The 15,315-nt window shown below is 67.9% G+C and carries 7 protein-coding genes and 1 pseudogene; 6 read left to right on the forward strand and 2 right to left on the reverse strand.

The genetic code is table 11. The features are described 5' to 3' along the window. Window positions 1-31 precede the first annotated feature (31 nt). A complete protein-coding gene (locus tag ACY34K_RS32080) occupies window positions 32-1,237 on the reverse strand; it encodes a neprosin family prolyl endopeptidase (RefSeq protein ID WP_462753455.1) in 1,206 nt (401 codons plus the stop codon). Between the two features lie 1,468 nt (window positions 1,238-2,705). Between ACY34K_RS32080 and ACY34K_RS32085 the strand changes: the two genes are divergently transcribed. From ACY34K_RS32085 to ACY34K_RS32105, 5 genes are read left to right on the forward strand one after another with little or no spacing between them, the layout of a single operon-like run. Next, window positions 2,706-6,308: a hypothetical protein gene (locus tag ACY34K_RS32085; RefSeq protein WP_462753457.1), complete on the forward strand. Its 3,603-nt coding sequence runs from the start codon at window positions 2,706-2,708 to the stop codon at window positions 6,306-6,308. A 3-nt stretch (window positions 6,309-6,311) separates the two neighbouring features. Beyond that, entirely contained in the window at window positions 6,312-10,049 is a 3,738-nt protein-coding gene (locus ACY34K_RS32090) for a hypothetical protein (RefSeq protein ID WP_462753459.1), read from the forward strand. Between the two features lie 45 nt (window positions 10,050-10,094). Further along, window positions 10,095-11,180 carry a hypothetical protein gene (locus tag ACY34K_RS32095; RefSeq protein WP_462753461.1) on the forward strand — a complete coding sequence of 362 codons (1,086 nt, stop codon included), beginning with the start codon at window positions 10,095-10,097 and terminating at the stop codon, window positions 11,178-11,180. A gap of 5 nt (window positions 11,181-11,185) precedes the next feature. After that, window positions 11,186-11,929 carry a hypothetical protein gene (locus ACY34K_RS32100; protein WP_462753463.1) on the forward strand — a complete coding sequence of 248 codons (744 nt, stop codon included), beginning with the start codon at window positions 11,186-11,188 and terminating at the stop codon, window positions 11,927-11,929. Further along, window positions 11,926-12,846: an ATP-grasp domain-containing protein gene (locus tag ACY34K_RS32105; RefSeq protein WP_462753465.1), complete on the forward strand. Its 921-nt coding sequence runs from the start codon at window positions 11,926-11,928 to the stop codon at window positions 12,844-12,846. The genes ACY34K_RS32100 and ACY34K_RS32105 overlap by 4 nt, the downstream gene beginning before the upstream one ends. Before the next feature lie 125 nt (window positions 12,847-12,971). Here ACY34K_RS32105 and ACY34K_RS32110 read toward each other — a convergent pair whose 3' ends face one another. After that, a complete protein-coding gene (locus ACY34K_RS32110; protein ID WP_462753467.1) occupies window positions 12,972-14,033 on the reverse strand; it encodes a hypothetical protein in 1,062 nt (353 codons plus the stop codon). A 940-nt stretch (window positions 14,034-14,973) separates the two neighbouring features. Between ACY34K_RS32110 and ACY34K_RS32115 the strand changes: the two are divergent. Then, window positions 14,974-15,315, forward strand: a pseudogene (locus ACY34K_RS32115) (MFS transporter); the annotation flags it as partial.

Consider the following 15,315-nt stretch of genomic DNA (forward strand, 5'->3'; position numbering starts at 1 on the left):
CCGGTCCTCCCGGCGACGCGGAGAGGACGGCTCAGCAGTTGAGTCCGCCCGGGCCACCGAAGAAGAGGTAACTGCCCCACGACGAACCGGAGTGGTTCGTAACCTCGAGGCCGTAGCAGTTCACGGAGGTGGGCTCGGGCGTCAGGTCGGCCGACTCCGCTCCCGTGGGTAGGGCGGTGATCACGTCGTGTTGGTAGGCGGCGTGGCCGTAGCCCGCGGGCGGCTTCTTCCCCGAGCCCATCGAGGGGAACGCCGTCCCCGCCCCGCCCACCTCGCCGCCGAAACCGGCGCTGGCTGCTTTGGTGGCCAGCATGCCGGAGCCGAACAAAGTGGCCGGGTAGTAGCCGATCCAGTCGCCGCCGATGCTGAACCACCATGCGCCGCCGATCAGGAAGAGGCCCATGCGGTACTGCACGGGCGCACCCGGCTGGGAAGCCATGAGCGCCGTACCGAGGACGTGCTGGGCGCCCGTCCGGTACACCCACGTTCCGACGTGCCAGTCGTTGTAGCAGATGGAGGTGTAGCCGTCCGGCGTGTAGAACACGAACAGCCGCGGTTTGTTGTCGAAGGGCGGTCCCAACCGGTAGCCGCACTCCACGGATTGGAAGGGATTTGAGTGGGCGCCCGACGTGTACCACTGCTGCGAAGCAGAGGACTCGACGCCGAACACCAATGGCGCCCACACATTGACCCCACTGGAACCGCCGTGGTTGTCGCGTCTGTCGTACGCGTTGCCCCAGATCTTTCCGAACGGATGTACCACGCCCTCCTCGTCGCGCCGTACTTGCAGACCACCGCGAAGAAATTCCTCCAGTGTGGCGAATCTGACGAGTTGTTCCAGAGTGAGCCGCAGTATGGGGACGGTGCCCTCCGGGCACAGCATCTGGTTGCCGTAGCGGTCCCGGCGGTCGGGCCTCAACTGCGGTGGCGGCGACTGCGGCGGTTCGGTGACGAAGTCCGGGGGGTCCGCGTACCCCTCGGGCTCGGGTGGCGGATCCGGCGTCGGCAGCGGCTTGCCCCCGGTCCTCACCAAACCCGGCTGCTGCTCGGTCGGTACGCAGTCGACGATATCGCCTTCGGATTCTGCGAAGGAGTGCACCGCGTCTCTTTCAGCGTACCGCGCGATCAGATATTGGCGCATTTCGTCGAATGCCTCGGCGTCACGCACCACGGTGTCAGGACGGGATTGGTATGCCTCGAATTCGGCGGCGTGCAACGAATTGACGAAGTCGGACAAAGCGGGGAGAGCAGTGTGAACAGCCATTGGGGCACGTCCTGTTCGGCGTATCGGCCTGCGCCTCGTGCGGCGCCCGTTACCTGCGCCCTGTGCCTGCCGCATTCCCCGGCCTGCTGGGCGCGCAGTGACTGTTCACCCAATATACTGCGCGGCCCGATACCGGGCATCTCAGCAGACCACCAGGAGGGCTCGGGTGCATGACCCACTCTCCGTGTCGCTCTGATGTTCGGGGAAATTGGCCGTAGTAGGTTGAATTCGACACAGGCGTCGATTTGGCGTCGTCCAGCGGATCAGAATTTCTGCCGCCACAATGCGGCCGGCCGTGCCCGTGAGGGCCCCGTCCTTCGCCCCGAGAGGGCGCCGGAACGAGTTCCCGTTCAAAGGGCACCGCGACCTCACGACGTCTCGCGACTGGCCGTGAGCCGCACGCCAGCGTCGGGGACGCATGCCGAGAGGTTGAGCCAGGAGCCCCTCGACCTGGTGCGCTCGCACCCCGTCACGGAAGTCGCACCGGTGTTTTCCAGGGAAGTGCAAGAAGACGCATACTTGGAGCGACTCTGATCTGACCCAGTCGCCACGGACCTCTGCGACCGCGCGCTGGAGGACTTCCTGCGGCACGTCGTGGCAGCCGAGTTTCCACCTGAACACGGTACCGCCGACCGTCACGGGTTCGGCACCCGAGCCCATACGTGCGGGGGCCCAACTCGCCTGACGCGCCACCCTCATCACATGCGGCTCCCTATCCCCGCCACGGCCAAACCGCCCCTGCACTGACATCATCACCGACATCGACCCCCCTCCGGCGTCAACGCCGCTGCCGGATGCACGCTGGGCTCCTTCGTGAGAATCTGATGGGTAGGTGATGCGGCCGACTCGGGGCCAGCCGCTGACGGCGGGAATGACGCTGCTCGTCTTCCAGGACTGCGGTTGTCTGCAGCTTCAATCTCACCTAAGGCGTGGTGGTTCTGCCTCGACGACCACCCCGATCGGATTCTTCCGCTGCGTACTTCAACAGTGGACCACTGACACTTGAGGCGACCGGGCGAAGTTCGGTGGCGAAGCGGCGGTAGCACCCCTCCTTGCGGCCGGCGACGAGTTCCGGAAGCCACGCCTCTGCGGGGTTCGTGTGCGCAGTCCACCAGGGGGTCGCCACGGTTCACCCGGTCAGCGGCGGAGAAGCTCATGGCACTTCCCGAGTCGGTCACCGGGCCGATAACTCGAAGTCGTCGACTGGGGCTCCTGCGTTCATCGGCCGACCGGGTGGGTGTTGTTGCTGAAAGGTCTTGCCATCGCAGCCCGGCTGGCAGATACGCCCGCCCCAGCCCAGAACCTGCTGAACCCCTGCCCGACGGCAGCGGCAGGACCTACGGCCCGCAGTTCCTCTACAGGCCGGCTCCACAGCAGCTCCAAGCACCGGTCAGAACGCGGGTGGAAAGCCGCCCGACGCACCGACCCACGAGGTGCAACGATGAATACCTTCCCAATGACTTCTCTGGCAGCCTGTTCGTCCGAACCAGGCCGGCTCGATCTCTTCCTCGGCATCCAGGACGGCAGCGTCTGGCACAAGGTGTTCGACGGCTCGTGGAGAAGCCGGCAGCCGCTCGGTCGTCCCTGGCTGGGCTCAGGGTCGTCCCGCAGCGACTGGCTGTCCGCCGTGTCCCCGGCCGACGGCCGGATCGAGTTGTTCGGCCTCGACGGCGGACGTCACGTGTGGCGCCAGCGCCTGGCGGACGGCTCCTGGCAGGACGAGTGGTCCTATCTCGGGCCGCTTGCCGGAGACACTCCGGCCGATGGTTTCACGGTGCTGGCGGCCGAACCGGAGGAACTGCGCCTCGTCTTCGGCCGGAGCGAGCGCGGTGGGGAGGCGGCCAGTCTCCTGGTGTCTGGCGAGGAAACCGCGTGGCATTCGACTTTGGGGAGCGCGCGGGGGTTGCGGGCCGTTGCCGTGGCGCCCGGCGAGTTCGACCTTTACCTGGTGGATGTCCCCGGTCAGCGGTTCGTGCGGCAGCGCTTTTCCGGCGGTCGGCCCACAGAGTGGGCGGATCTCGGCCGGCCGCCCGAGGGCGGACCCGTCTCGCCCGGTTTCGCGGTGGCTGGCCGGGACTTCTTCGCCGCGGGCCAGAAGGGTCTGTGGCACCGGGTGCCGGAGGACCCGCCGGTGTGGGAGAACCTGGGCGGCGACCTCACGGCGGGCGCCGGTGCCTACCCCCAGGTCGCCGCGGTGTCCCGGGGCGGCGATACCGACGTGTTCGCCCTCTGGGCGGGTACGGCGGTGCTGCACCGTTCCGTCGGCACTGGCCCTTCGGGGTGGCAGCTCGTGGACGTCTGGGACGCGGGCACGGGCGGACACCGGGTGCTGCGTCCGCAGGACCTCGTGACCCTGACGGTGCGTAGCACCGGCCTGAGCAAGCGGGCACGGCCGGACGGTGAGGTCGAGCTGGTGGCCGGCGGCACCGGGGGACTGCTGATCGTGGACTTCCCGCCGCAGCACATCGCCGAGTCCGCCCTCGACGCCGGGACGTCGAGCGAGGCCTTCCTGGCCGGCCCCTCGCGCCTCTGCTTCGCCCTCAGCCAGGGAACCGTGGTCCTCTCCGCCGAGGGACTGCTCAACGCGATGACGCAGCTGCCGCTGGTCACCGACGCGACCTCCACCGGCCAGGAGGTGAGCAGGATCGAGCTGCCGTGGCGGCTGCTCTCGGCACTCCAGCAAGGCACCAAGTGCGTGCACCGGACGAAGCCGGCCACGGGTGCCGGTGGCACCACCGAACTGTGGCACAGCAGACTCACCGCAGGAGACGGCACCGGACGCCTGGGCCTTCGGCCCCGCGCGGCAGTCCCCGAGCCACCAGGGGGCGCCCCGGACACCCCGCTGCACGGATGGGTGGAGCAGATCGCGGCCGCCGGGGCCGCTCATCCCGGCCGGCCGGTCGCGGTCGACCAGCTGATGCTGAGCGCGTACGGCGCCTGGTTCGCCGCGTCCGGACGCTGGCCGGAGCTGTCGTGGAGTCACGGCGCGGCGATGGGCCGGGACTACCACGTCGAGGTGGTCAAGCCAGGCAACCTGTTTCCCTTCGGGCACCGCGCCGCATACGTGCGGCTGGTGGAACGGCGCTTCGAGCAGGGCCAGAAGCCTGTCGCTCCCCTGCGCAAGCGGGAACTCCTGGTGGTCACCGAGCCAGGCCGGCCGTACGGCATCGGGGCTGTCGACCGCCATGAGCGGGCGTTTCCGTTCCAGCACGTCACGCTCCATCCGACGCGGATCACCGAGCTGGACACACCGGCCTGGATCGGAGGGTGGGGCTTCTGGCCGACCCAAGAGGGCAACGAGGTGCGGTTCACGGCCATGGCCGACGCGGGGGAGGAGACCGTCTCGCTGCGGCTGCCGCTGTTGTTCGTCGGGGCCTCCGAGAGCGGGGGGCCCAGCGCCGCGACGCTGGACGCCGAGTACGCGGCAGGCCCGCGGGTGACCGGACGGCGCGCCATGGGACGACCGACAGCAGAGGTCGGCAGGCGCATACCCCTCGCCATGCGGTCGGCGACCGAAGCGTTGCCGGGCGCGGTGCAGGAAGTGCAGTCCATGGCCTTCGGAGGCGTTGGCGTGCCGTCCGGCCCGGACAGGGTGGGCTTCCACCCGAAGGTGACACAGCTGGAGGTCGGACTGCCGGCGGTGCGGCAGTTGATCGGTCCCATGCCACCGGTTCCGGCGAAGTTCTCCGGCCCGTTCCTCGACGCACCGCCCGGCGCGACACCGCCCGACGCCATGCTCGACCTGTTGGAAGCCAAGAGACTGGACTTCGGCTCGGCGGGCGAACGCGCGGGACTCCTGGCGGCACCGAAGATGACGGTCAATCAGGTATCCCGGGCTCTGGGCCCGGTTGTCGGCGGCCCGATCACCGACCCGCGGGCTCTCTTCGATCAGGACGCCACGCTGTTTGGAATTGTCCCCCTGCGCGCGGTTATCGCCCAGGTCACGGGCAAACCGAAGATCGTGTGGAGCCGGTCGGGCGGCACGGCATCCGCGACCCTGACCTGGACTGAGAAACTGCGCCAGGACGCCGCGCCGTTCTACCACGGCCCGAACTCCGAGATCCGGCTGACGGTGGAGTCCCAGCTGGTTTCCGGCCGTCCTGTATCGCACACCACGGGGGAAATCAGCGACTTCTCCCTCGAGATTCCCTCAAGACAGTCGGCGCTGGTGAAGCTGACCTTCCGAAAGGTGCAGTTCCAAGCCGACTCCGGTCAACGACCTCGCCTGACGTGCGATCTCGCCGCGGCCGAACTCGCCGGAGACCTGAGATTCCTGCAGACTATCGCGAAGGACATCCTCAAGTCCCTGGGCGGCGGCCCCAGAATCGAGGCGTCCAGCACCCACATCAAGTCAACGTACTCCGTCTGCGTCCCCAAGATCCCGCTGCTCGTCTTCACGGCCCAGAACCTCCTGCTTGAGTCCGGCGTCACCCTGTCGCTGACCGACAAGCCGGTCACCATCGACTTCGCCTTCGGCACCCGGGAACGTCCGTTCCTCGTCACGGTCGCCGCCTTCGGCGGCGGCGGCTACCTGGAGCTCGGGGTGAGCGCCGGAGGGAGCGGCGCCGGTCTGCGGCGATTCGTCGGCGGCATCGAGTTCGGCGCCGCCGTGGCCATAGACTTCGGCGTCGCGTCAGGGGAGGTGCATGCCTTCGGCGGCGTCGTCTGCGCCCTGCGAGACGGTGGGACCGAAATCACCGGCTATCTGCGGGTCGGCGGCAGCGTGCGAGTGCTCGGGCTCATAGGCATCTCGATCGAACTCACGATGGCCCTCACCTATACCCCCCACACCAATGAACTGAGCGGATCGGCACGGCTGGTCATCACCGTGGACCTCACCTTCTGGTCCACATCGGTGACCCTGTCGTGCCACAAGAGCTTCAAGGCGGACCAGCTCCTGGCCGGGGCGGACAGCGGCTTTTCCAGGTCCGCGGACGGGCTTCGGGCCGTGCCGACCCCGGCGTCGTCGGTGGAGACGGCGCTCGGACGGCAGGGGTCGCACTACCCCTGGCGGGATTTCTGCCGGGCCTTCACAGGAGCGTGAGTCATGGCGGCGACCCTTCGACGACAGTTCACCTGGACCGTGCTTCCAGCCGGGCGCATCGGCCCGGTCCCCGGCCAGTCGGCACCAATGGCGACGTTCGCGGTGCTGCTGACCCCGCGATTGCTGGGACCGCCAGGACAGCGGCTCACCGTGGGGGACTTCGGCCTGCAGAGCTGGCCCGAACGCCTGGCGATCCTGGGCTTCAAGGCGCTCCGCGCCACGCAGCCGCTGCCCGCCGCACCACTCCGTGTGCCCCACACCACTCTCGACGGACAGCAGACCCAGTTCACGCCCGCCGACCAGCAGCGCGCCTGGCAGGGACTGTTCCCGACCGGCACCCTGGTGAAGCCCTACCAGCCCCAGTCCTACCAGGACCGCTCCTGCGTGGAGTTCCCAGCCTCCGAGGCGGGCAGCGAAATCCGCACCGTCTACACGGCGACAGCCCAAGCCCGCCTCAGGTACGACGAGGCATCACCGGAGGCCGACCACGAGCTGCGGCGGGCCCTGCAACAGATCACCCAACGATGGCAGACCGGACTGCGGGCACCGGCCGATCGCGCGGACACCGAACAGACCGCACTCGAACGCGCGTACGCCTTCTATCGCCGCGACAGCTCCGCGTTCACCCCCCTGACCCGGGAGTCCGCCGCGACCGTGGAGCCCGAGTTCCACGACACCGTGGCACGGCTCGCCGACCACCCGTTCCTGCTCCGGGCCCTCGGCCTGCTGATCGACATGGCCGTGCCCGCGTCCGCGCTGGCCGGCACGGCTACCGCCGCCGAACTGAGCGTCGTACCGCAGTGGCCCGCGAACGATCCCAGCCCGCCCGCCCACTGGCGTGACGCCGAGCACCGGGACCTTGCGCCCAGAACGGCCTACACCATCACCGGCACGCGCTTCCTCCCTGCGTCGCGCACCGGCCAGGTATCGACCCCGCACGCCCAGGGGCTGCTCCCGCTGGCCGGCACGAGCGTGGCGCCGTCCGGCAACCCGCGGTTCGAGCTGATGCCCTTCGACGTCGACGGAGCCGCGCTGCGACTGGTCGCCGCAGCCGGGGCGGACAGCGGTGGCGACTTCGGCGACGCGGCGACGGCCGGCGCCCTGCCCGCGCTCCGCACGGCCGGAATCGCCCTCGTCGAGCGCGACCGTAAGCAGGAACACGAGAAGCAACTTCAGCGGGCTGCTCAGCGCGCGACTCCCGAGGGCCTCCTCTCGGCTCCGCTGTCGGCCGACTCCCTCCTTGGCGGATACAGGGTGGAGGTCTGGGACGAGACTGCGGGACAGTGGTTCTCGCTCTGCCGACGCCGGGTCAGCTACACGATCGGCGGAGTGCCCGTCGGGCACGGAACCTCCGGAGACGGAGCGCACGGACTGCTGGAGGAGGGATGGCTCCGCCCCGGCCCGGTCGCGACGGGCGCCGGCGCCACGGACGCGCTGTACCTGCACCAGACAGTCGCACTGTGGGACGGCTGGAGCCTGGTGGCGGAACGCCCCGACAGAACCGTCGACACCGGTGACGCCGCCCTGATCGCGCCGGCCCCGCCACCGTTCAAGGCGGTCGTCGATTGCGATCCGGGCTCGTTGCCCTGGCTGCGCTTCGGGCATGCCTACCGGCTGCGGGTGAGGATCGCCGACCTCGCGGGCGGAGGTCTGCGTACTGACGAGGCAGGACCCGGCGAGCAGCGCACCGAGCGCGTCACCTACTACCGGTACGAACCGCTGCCCCCACCCGAGATCCTGCCCACGCGCGCCTTCGCCCACGGCGAGGGCCAGGACCGCCTGGTCATCCGCAGCGACCGGGGTACATCGGTGGCGGACTATGCGGCCGCCCACGGCTACCGTGCCTTCGACCTTCGCCACCTCCTGGCCCCGAAGTGCTCCCTCGAACTGGCCATCCGGCATGACGACCTGTTCGACCCCGCCATGGGACCCGACGCCCCCGAGTCCGAGGTCGACCGGCTGTTCGAGATCGCCAAGCGGACCGACCGTGATCTCCTGACCATCCCCGACGCGCAGGTCGTGGGCGCCGAGGGCGGAGCCGAGCCCCCCTATGTCGTGCTCCCCGAGGCCGTACCCGTACTGCCGTGGGCGGCGGACCCGGCGGCGGACCACATCGTCCTCGACACACGGCCCCGCCCCGTTGACCCGGACACTGGCAACCCCGGAACCGTGGACGGCGAGGACCTTCCCGTCTTCGCGGAGTGGCAGGATCCCTGGCCCGCACTCCGGCCGATCAGCCTGCGCCTGGTTGCCGCTGCGGCGGGCTGCACCGTCAGCAAGACGGATGATGAACGCACCTTCACGGTGGCGCTGGGGCCAGCCCAGCAGGTGACGATCGACGTCCCCTCGTGCCCGGTGGACCGCGACGTCCGGCTGTTCGGCATCGCACGCTGGATGGGCATCGATCCGGAGGACAAGGAGGACCCCGGATTCCAGCAGATCCTCAAGGGCAAGAACAGACTGATCACGCCGCCGCGGACCCTCACACTCGTCCATGCCGTGCAACGGCCCCTGTCCGACCCCAACGGGCGGCTGACGGCACAGCGGCAGCCGGGCAGCACCACCGCCCTGCTCAGGACCGGCGACCTGAAGCTCCACATTCCGAGCACCGGCCGTATCGACGTACGCGCCGAGTGGTCCGACCGGGGCGATGTGCCACCGGACCACCCCGCGAGCCGGCACACCGCACACGTGGGGTCCTACCCCGTCGAGCACACCATCCCTTCAGAGTCGATTCCCCCGGTCCGGCAGGAGTTCGGGGACACCCGGCACCACCGTGTCACCTACTCCGTGACAGCTGTCTCCCGCTTCCAGGACTGCTTCCCGCGCCCCGAGGAGTGCTTGGCCTCCGGCGTCCTCCAGCAGCCCACCGACGTGCCCAGCACAGTGCGGCCTCCGGTACCGAAGCTGCTCTACACCGTCCCGGCCTTCAGCTGGACGGAGAGCGTCGACGGGCCATCCGTCGTCCGCTGGCGGCAGGGCGGTGGCCTGCGTGTCTTCCTCGATCCTCCCTGGTTCGACACCGGGGACGAGGAGGCACTCGCCGTGCTGACCTGGCCCACCGGCCAACTCCCGCCTTCCGGCCTGCGCCAGCTCAGCCTCGCCGGGCGCGACCCGATCCGCGAGACCGGGGCACCTCCCGGTGTCCTCAGCAAGAACCACGTCCTAGCCCCAGTGAGTACAGAGGCGCAGCTCCCCGAACTGGGTCGCACCGTGGGCGTGGCCGCGCATCCGGTCCGGTTCGACGATCAGGGCGACCGCCGGTACGCCGACATCGACCTGTCCCCGGTGGTTTCCTCCTCCTACTTCCCCTTCGTCCACCTCGCCCTGGCCCGCTACCAGCCGTACACCACGACCGGAGTTCCCTCCCTGTCCCCGGTCATCCAGACAGATCCGGTCCAGCTCCCTCCGAGCCGGCGTCTGGTCGTCACCCGCACGGGTGTCAAGGCGGCCGTCCTCGTCGAAGGTCTCGGACCGGGGGACTCAGCGCCCAACGTCATCAAGACCGAGCTGCAAATCCTCGACTCCGCCGGATCCACCGGCTGGACCACCCTGTTCCGGGCCAGCTCCCGGCTCGGCCAGCAGCACGTCCTGGACATCCCCTCGGGCGCGCCGAGAAAGGCACGCGTCGTCGTCCAGGAATTCGAGACGCACCCCTCCGCGGCGAAGACCTCGGGCACGCCGGCCGACGGCACGGGGCGGCTGGTCTACGCCGACATCGTTCCGCTGAATCAGGGGTGAATTCCCGGCATCGCACACAAGACCAAACGACAGGATGGACGGACCATGGCATTCGGGATCTTCCCCAAGGACCAGGAACAGCTCAGGCTGCCGCCGAGGGCGACGAGCGGACTCGTCGAGTTCTCCGTTCCCAAGACGGCGGGCAAGATGTCCCTCCGTATCGTCGCCATAGGGCTCGGCTCCGAACCCCTGGGCGGTGCGGCCCCAACCATCCAGCTCCGGGCAGGTTCGGGCATCATCGCGACGGTTCCGGCGGAACCGGCCGAACAAGCGTCCATCCGCGACGGGAACGAGGTCGTCGCCAGGGCGTCCTGGATCCGCGAGGCCAACGACGTCTTCAAGGTCAGCATCGTCATCAGCAAGAAAGCGGAGCGCAAATGGTGGGTCAGAATAACGAACGATGATCCCGAAGAACTTGGTTTCGTCTGGGTGACCTCGACCGACGAGGCGGAGACACTCCAGCCGCGTATCTCGACTCCGGGAAAGCGGAGAGCCTTCGGGACGACTGCCGTCTTCAATCAGCCACTCCCGGTCATCACTGTGATCGTCACGAACATCGGTACCGGAGCACTGAGAATCACCGATCCGGCCGACACGGAAATCGGCGGCGGCTTCACCTTGAAGGCGCGCCCCGACAAGATTCAGCCCAACCGCGCCGACTCCCTCGTATTCAAGGCGCAACCCGTCGCGCCCGGAACGCCGAAGGACGAACTTCAAACCGAGTACGTCATCGGCAACGCCAGTGACAGCACGGCAGCCGAGAGAACGATCACCCTCTCCCGTCTCGGGGTCTCGCCCCCTCCGCCGCCTCCGCCGCCGCCCCAGAAACCTACAAAGGACACCAAGGACAGGAAGGACAGCAAGGACGACCAGATAGAGAAGGGGCCGCACTCTCCCCCGGAGTACTCCGGTGTCGCCGGACCGGTCGACGTGGACTCCCTGTTCGGGGTCGGCGAGGAAAGCATGACTCGCCAAATCGTCCAACTGGACAAGACGTTCGCAACACTCGCCCACTTCATCCCGCCCGAACTGCGTCCGGATCTGTCGGCGAGCCTCCTGGCCGGGGAGTCGGAACCCGTGGTGGGGCCGGATGCCGGCGAGGCCGAGGGCAGGCAGCAGGAGGGGGGCTGACCGCCATGTGGCTGATCCTCGGCGATCCTGCGGATCGTGCTGCGGTCTGGGCCTATGAGGGGCTGAGGGAGCGTGGCCTGGCACCGCTGGAACTCCTCACACCGGACGCGCTGATCCGCTCGGCACGGCAGGAACACCGCGTCGGGACCGACGGCGCGACTTTCCACATCCGCCTCGCAGACGGGCGGGCACTGGAAAACGGTGACATACGCGGCGTACTCAACCGGATCGTCCGAGCACCGGTCCGCCCCCCGGTGCTCGCTACGCAGGCCGACAGCGACTACGCCGCGGACGAGTTGAACGCACTGATGCTCAGCTGGCTCCTGTGCGTCGCCCCGGTCACCGTCAACCGGCCCTCACCCGTGGGCTTCTGCGGGGCATGGCGCTCGGCGGCGGAGTGGTCGGTGCTCGCATCGCGGGTCGGCCTGCCCGTCCCGGTCCACGTCCTGTCCAGCCGCACCGGTATGGCACCGGACCGACCGGCGACCCACTCCGTCGTGGTGTTCAAGGACCAGGTCTTCGAAGATGAGCGCCTGGCGGATGAGAGGCGCCTGCCCGACGTCCTATCGGCCTGCGCCAGGCTGGCCCGGCTCGCGGGCACGCAACTGCTGGGCGTAGGACTGGGCCACGACGGGAAGTCGGTGTGCTTCACCGGGGCGACTCCCGTGCCCGACCTGCGGATCGGGGGCGCCGCACTCCTCGACGGGCTGCACCGGCACTTCGCCGGTGCGTCGGTGACGGCCCGATGATCGCCGTCTGCGGGATCCCCAGCGATCCAACCACCGCTCTGGTGATCGCCGCCCTCGAACGCATGGGCTTCGCCCATGTCGTGCTGTACCAACGGAGGTTCGAGGGGACATCTGTCGACATCGAGATCTCGGGCGGAGAGATCCGGGGACGGCTGTCCGGCGATCATCACCATCCGTCCGTCGACTGCTCCCAGGTGACCGGTATCTACACCCGGCTCATGGACTGGCGCCTGCTTCCGGAGGTGTGCGACGGATCCGACGAGACTGCACAGCGGTGCCGGGCCTGGCACGAGGCGCTATGCAACTGGACCGAGATCGCTCCTGGTTGCGTGATGAACCGCGCCGCCACCTCGGCCTCCAACCGGTCCAAGCCATACCAGTCCCAGTTGATCCGCCAGACCGGGTTCTCCGTGCCGGACACCCTGGTCACCAACGACCCCGACTTGGTGCGGGACTTCAGGGCACAGCACGGACGGTTGATCTACAAGTCGATAAGCGCGGTGAGGTCTGTCGTCCGCGAACTCGACGACGAAGCGGCACGAAGGCTCCCACTCATACGCGGCTGCCCGGTCCAGTTCCAGCGCTATGTCCCCGGAACAAACGTACGGGTACACGTGGTCGCCCAGAACGTATTCGCCACCCGGGTGGACACCGACCAGGTGGACTACCGCTACATCCAGGAGGAAGGCGGCCGAACGCAGTTCTCTGCCTGGGAGTTGCCCGACGACCTCGCGGAGCGGTGCCAGAAGCTGGCAAGCGAGCTCGGCCTCGTCCTCGCCGGTGTCGACCTGATCCTCACCGAAGACGGAGAGACATACTGTCTCGAGGTCAATCCCAGCCCCGGCATCAGCTGCTACGAGACCCGCACCACACAGCCGATCTCCCACGCCGTCGCGCTGGCCCTGCAACGGGGGTAGGCGCAAGCCCTGCTGAAACGTGCAAGCCCTGCTGAAACGGGGGAACGGGGGTAGCCCAGGCCCAGAAACCGCTACCCGCCCAGGAGGCGCGCGCGAAACGGGCACTGAACTCCCGTCAGCCTTCGTCAGGGAATGAAGGCATTCATCGTGGCCTCCGCCATCGTCGCCACCGGTTCGAGCAACTTTCTTTGGGTTTGGCCGTCTTGAATCACATTTTGCCAAATGACCACGAACTCGAGGTTACGTATGCTGTCGCGAACGATCAGAGCTTCCGAGAAGACAGGTTTGCCGGACTTCAGTTTTCCTATGCCTACTTTGCCATGGCTGGCGATGAATCGTCCGTTCGTGGGCCAGATCGGCGGGGTGGTCTGATGGAAGAAGTTCCCGGCCCGTCCCATGAGGTCCTTCATGCCCCTACTGCTCAGGGGGCCAACGAGCTTGTTGTCCGCCAGAAGGGTCATCAACTTCGCCAAGTGCCACACGGTGGTGCCCTGGGCGGTATCAACGTCGTTGACGCAGGGAATGCGCGCGGCCCGCCATATCTGGGCGTAGTCGCCGGCCAGCCACATCCCTCTGGATGTTCCGTCGAAAAACCCGTCGTCGGCGATTTTCCCGTTGAGATACGGGTAGCCTAGATTGTGGATCGTCGTCGTGGCGCCAGGGTTGTCTTGTTTCACCATCATATTCTCAAACGCGTCCGTCTGAGCCTGGGTGAAGTCAACGATGAAGTCTGGTCCGGTGCCGAGCTTGAGAGCGGCCCGGTAGTCGGGCTTCCTACTCTTGTCCTCCGGCTTCAGCAACGTAGAGCCACTGATCAGCGAAGGTGTGTGAGTAACGATTTCCGGGTTGAACTTCGATATCAGAGCAGCCTCGATCTGAGGCCAGGTGGTCAAGCCGCTGCCGGATGCCAACTGGTCAGCACTCGCCCGCAGGTCGAAAGCCGCGTACATTGCGGCAATCTTGAGCAGGCTGCCTGAGTAATGTTCTTCCTGCTCTCGGAGCGCCGCCCAAGGATGGTTGAGTGTGCCCGTGTGCCCGGTGAGCACGACGACGATCAGAGCCATATTGTTGACATTTGGCGCCCCTCCGAGCGACAGCGTCTGTCGGGTGGAGTTCAGGGCTGATTGCATCATCGATTGGGGGGACGATGCAAGTGGGTTCGCGTAGGCGCCGGTGAATAGAGACATGTGAGTCCTCCCGTCTTCAAGAAAGACGGGGCGCAAAACAGATCGTGTAGACGATGAAGGCAAATCATGCCTACCGCCGTCGTCGGCCAGAAGAATCACGTCGGCGGAATTCGGTTCACTTGCGAATTGCTGCGATCTCGTACGTCGATTCTCCCACACGCGATCGCGATTCGCCTGCCGACCTGAACGGACGTCAATCGTTCGGCCTCGATCTTGCATGACGGTCCGTCGACGGAGGCGGTGGACCGTTCGTGTTCTGTAACTGATCAGTGGCAGACCAGCAGACCGGCGGCCGGGGCGTCGCATCGGGAGGGTGCCGGGGGTATGCACCTCGTGCGCGGGGATGCGCGCTGGCCCCTGCGCACGAGGCCCGCGGTGGGGACGTTCGCTATCACGTGCGGAAGCGGTCACTGCTGCGAGTGGGAGGTCTGGTCCTGCCGCTTCAGCCGCAGCGTGCTGCTTGCCGGCCCGTGCGCACGCACAGCCCTCACCAACGCGGCAATCCACCGGCAAGAAGTCACTCACCAGGCGAAGCGCGCGGCTCTGTCTCCGCGTGTTTGTGTCCAGGCCGGGGGTCGGCGGTGGTCTCGCAGGTCCGCGGTGCTGCTGGTCGAGGCGGTTCCGCGAGACGGGGCACGCCAGCTCACCACCGGCCACGTGGCGGCCTCTGCCGACGGCTCACGGACTGGTGACTGAGGGGCTGGTGACTCGGGGCGACGGGGCCTGCGGTGCCACGACCTTGGCGCCGGCGGCCTCGTCGCAGTCCAGCGCCTGGGCCGCCTCAGGAGGGACCGGCGCGGCGATGATGGCGCCAACATCGCGCGTGCGGGTCGTAGTTCGTCCATGGCGGCGGTGATCCGGTTTCGCTCCCTGGTCAGGTCGACCAACAGGTCGGGGCAACCAGTCGCGAGTTGCCCGCCCTCGTCGACCATGCAGGGGAGTCTGGATCGCCGACATCTACGGCTTCCTGATCGCCGGCTTCCTGGTCACCATGGGCACGCTGGGCGACCGGATCGGCCGCAGGGAACTCCTGATGATCGGGGCGGCCGCGTTCGGCGTCGCTTCGGCGCTCGCCGCGTACTCCACCAGTCCCCAGATGCTGATCGCGGCTCGCGCGCTGCTCGGGACAGCCGGGGCGACGCTGATGCCGTCCACCCTCGCGCTGATTACCAACATGTTCCGTGACGCGAGGCAGCGCGGCACGGCCATCGGTGTCTGGGTGACCTGCTTCTCGGCCGGTGTCGCGCTGGGGCCCGTGCTGGGAGGGCTGCTGCTCCAGGCG

It is taken from the genome of Streptomyces sp. STAM6, assembly GCF_054963715.1.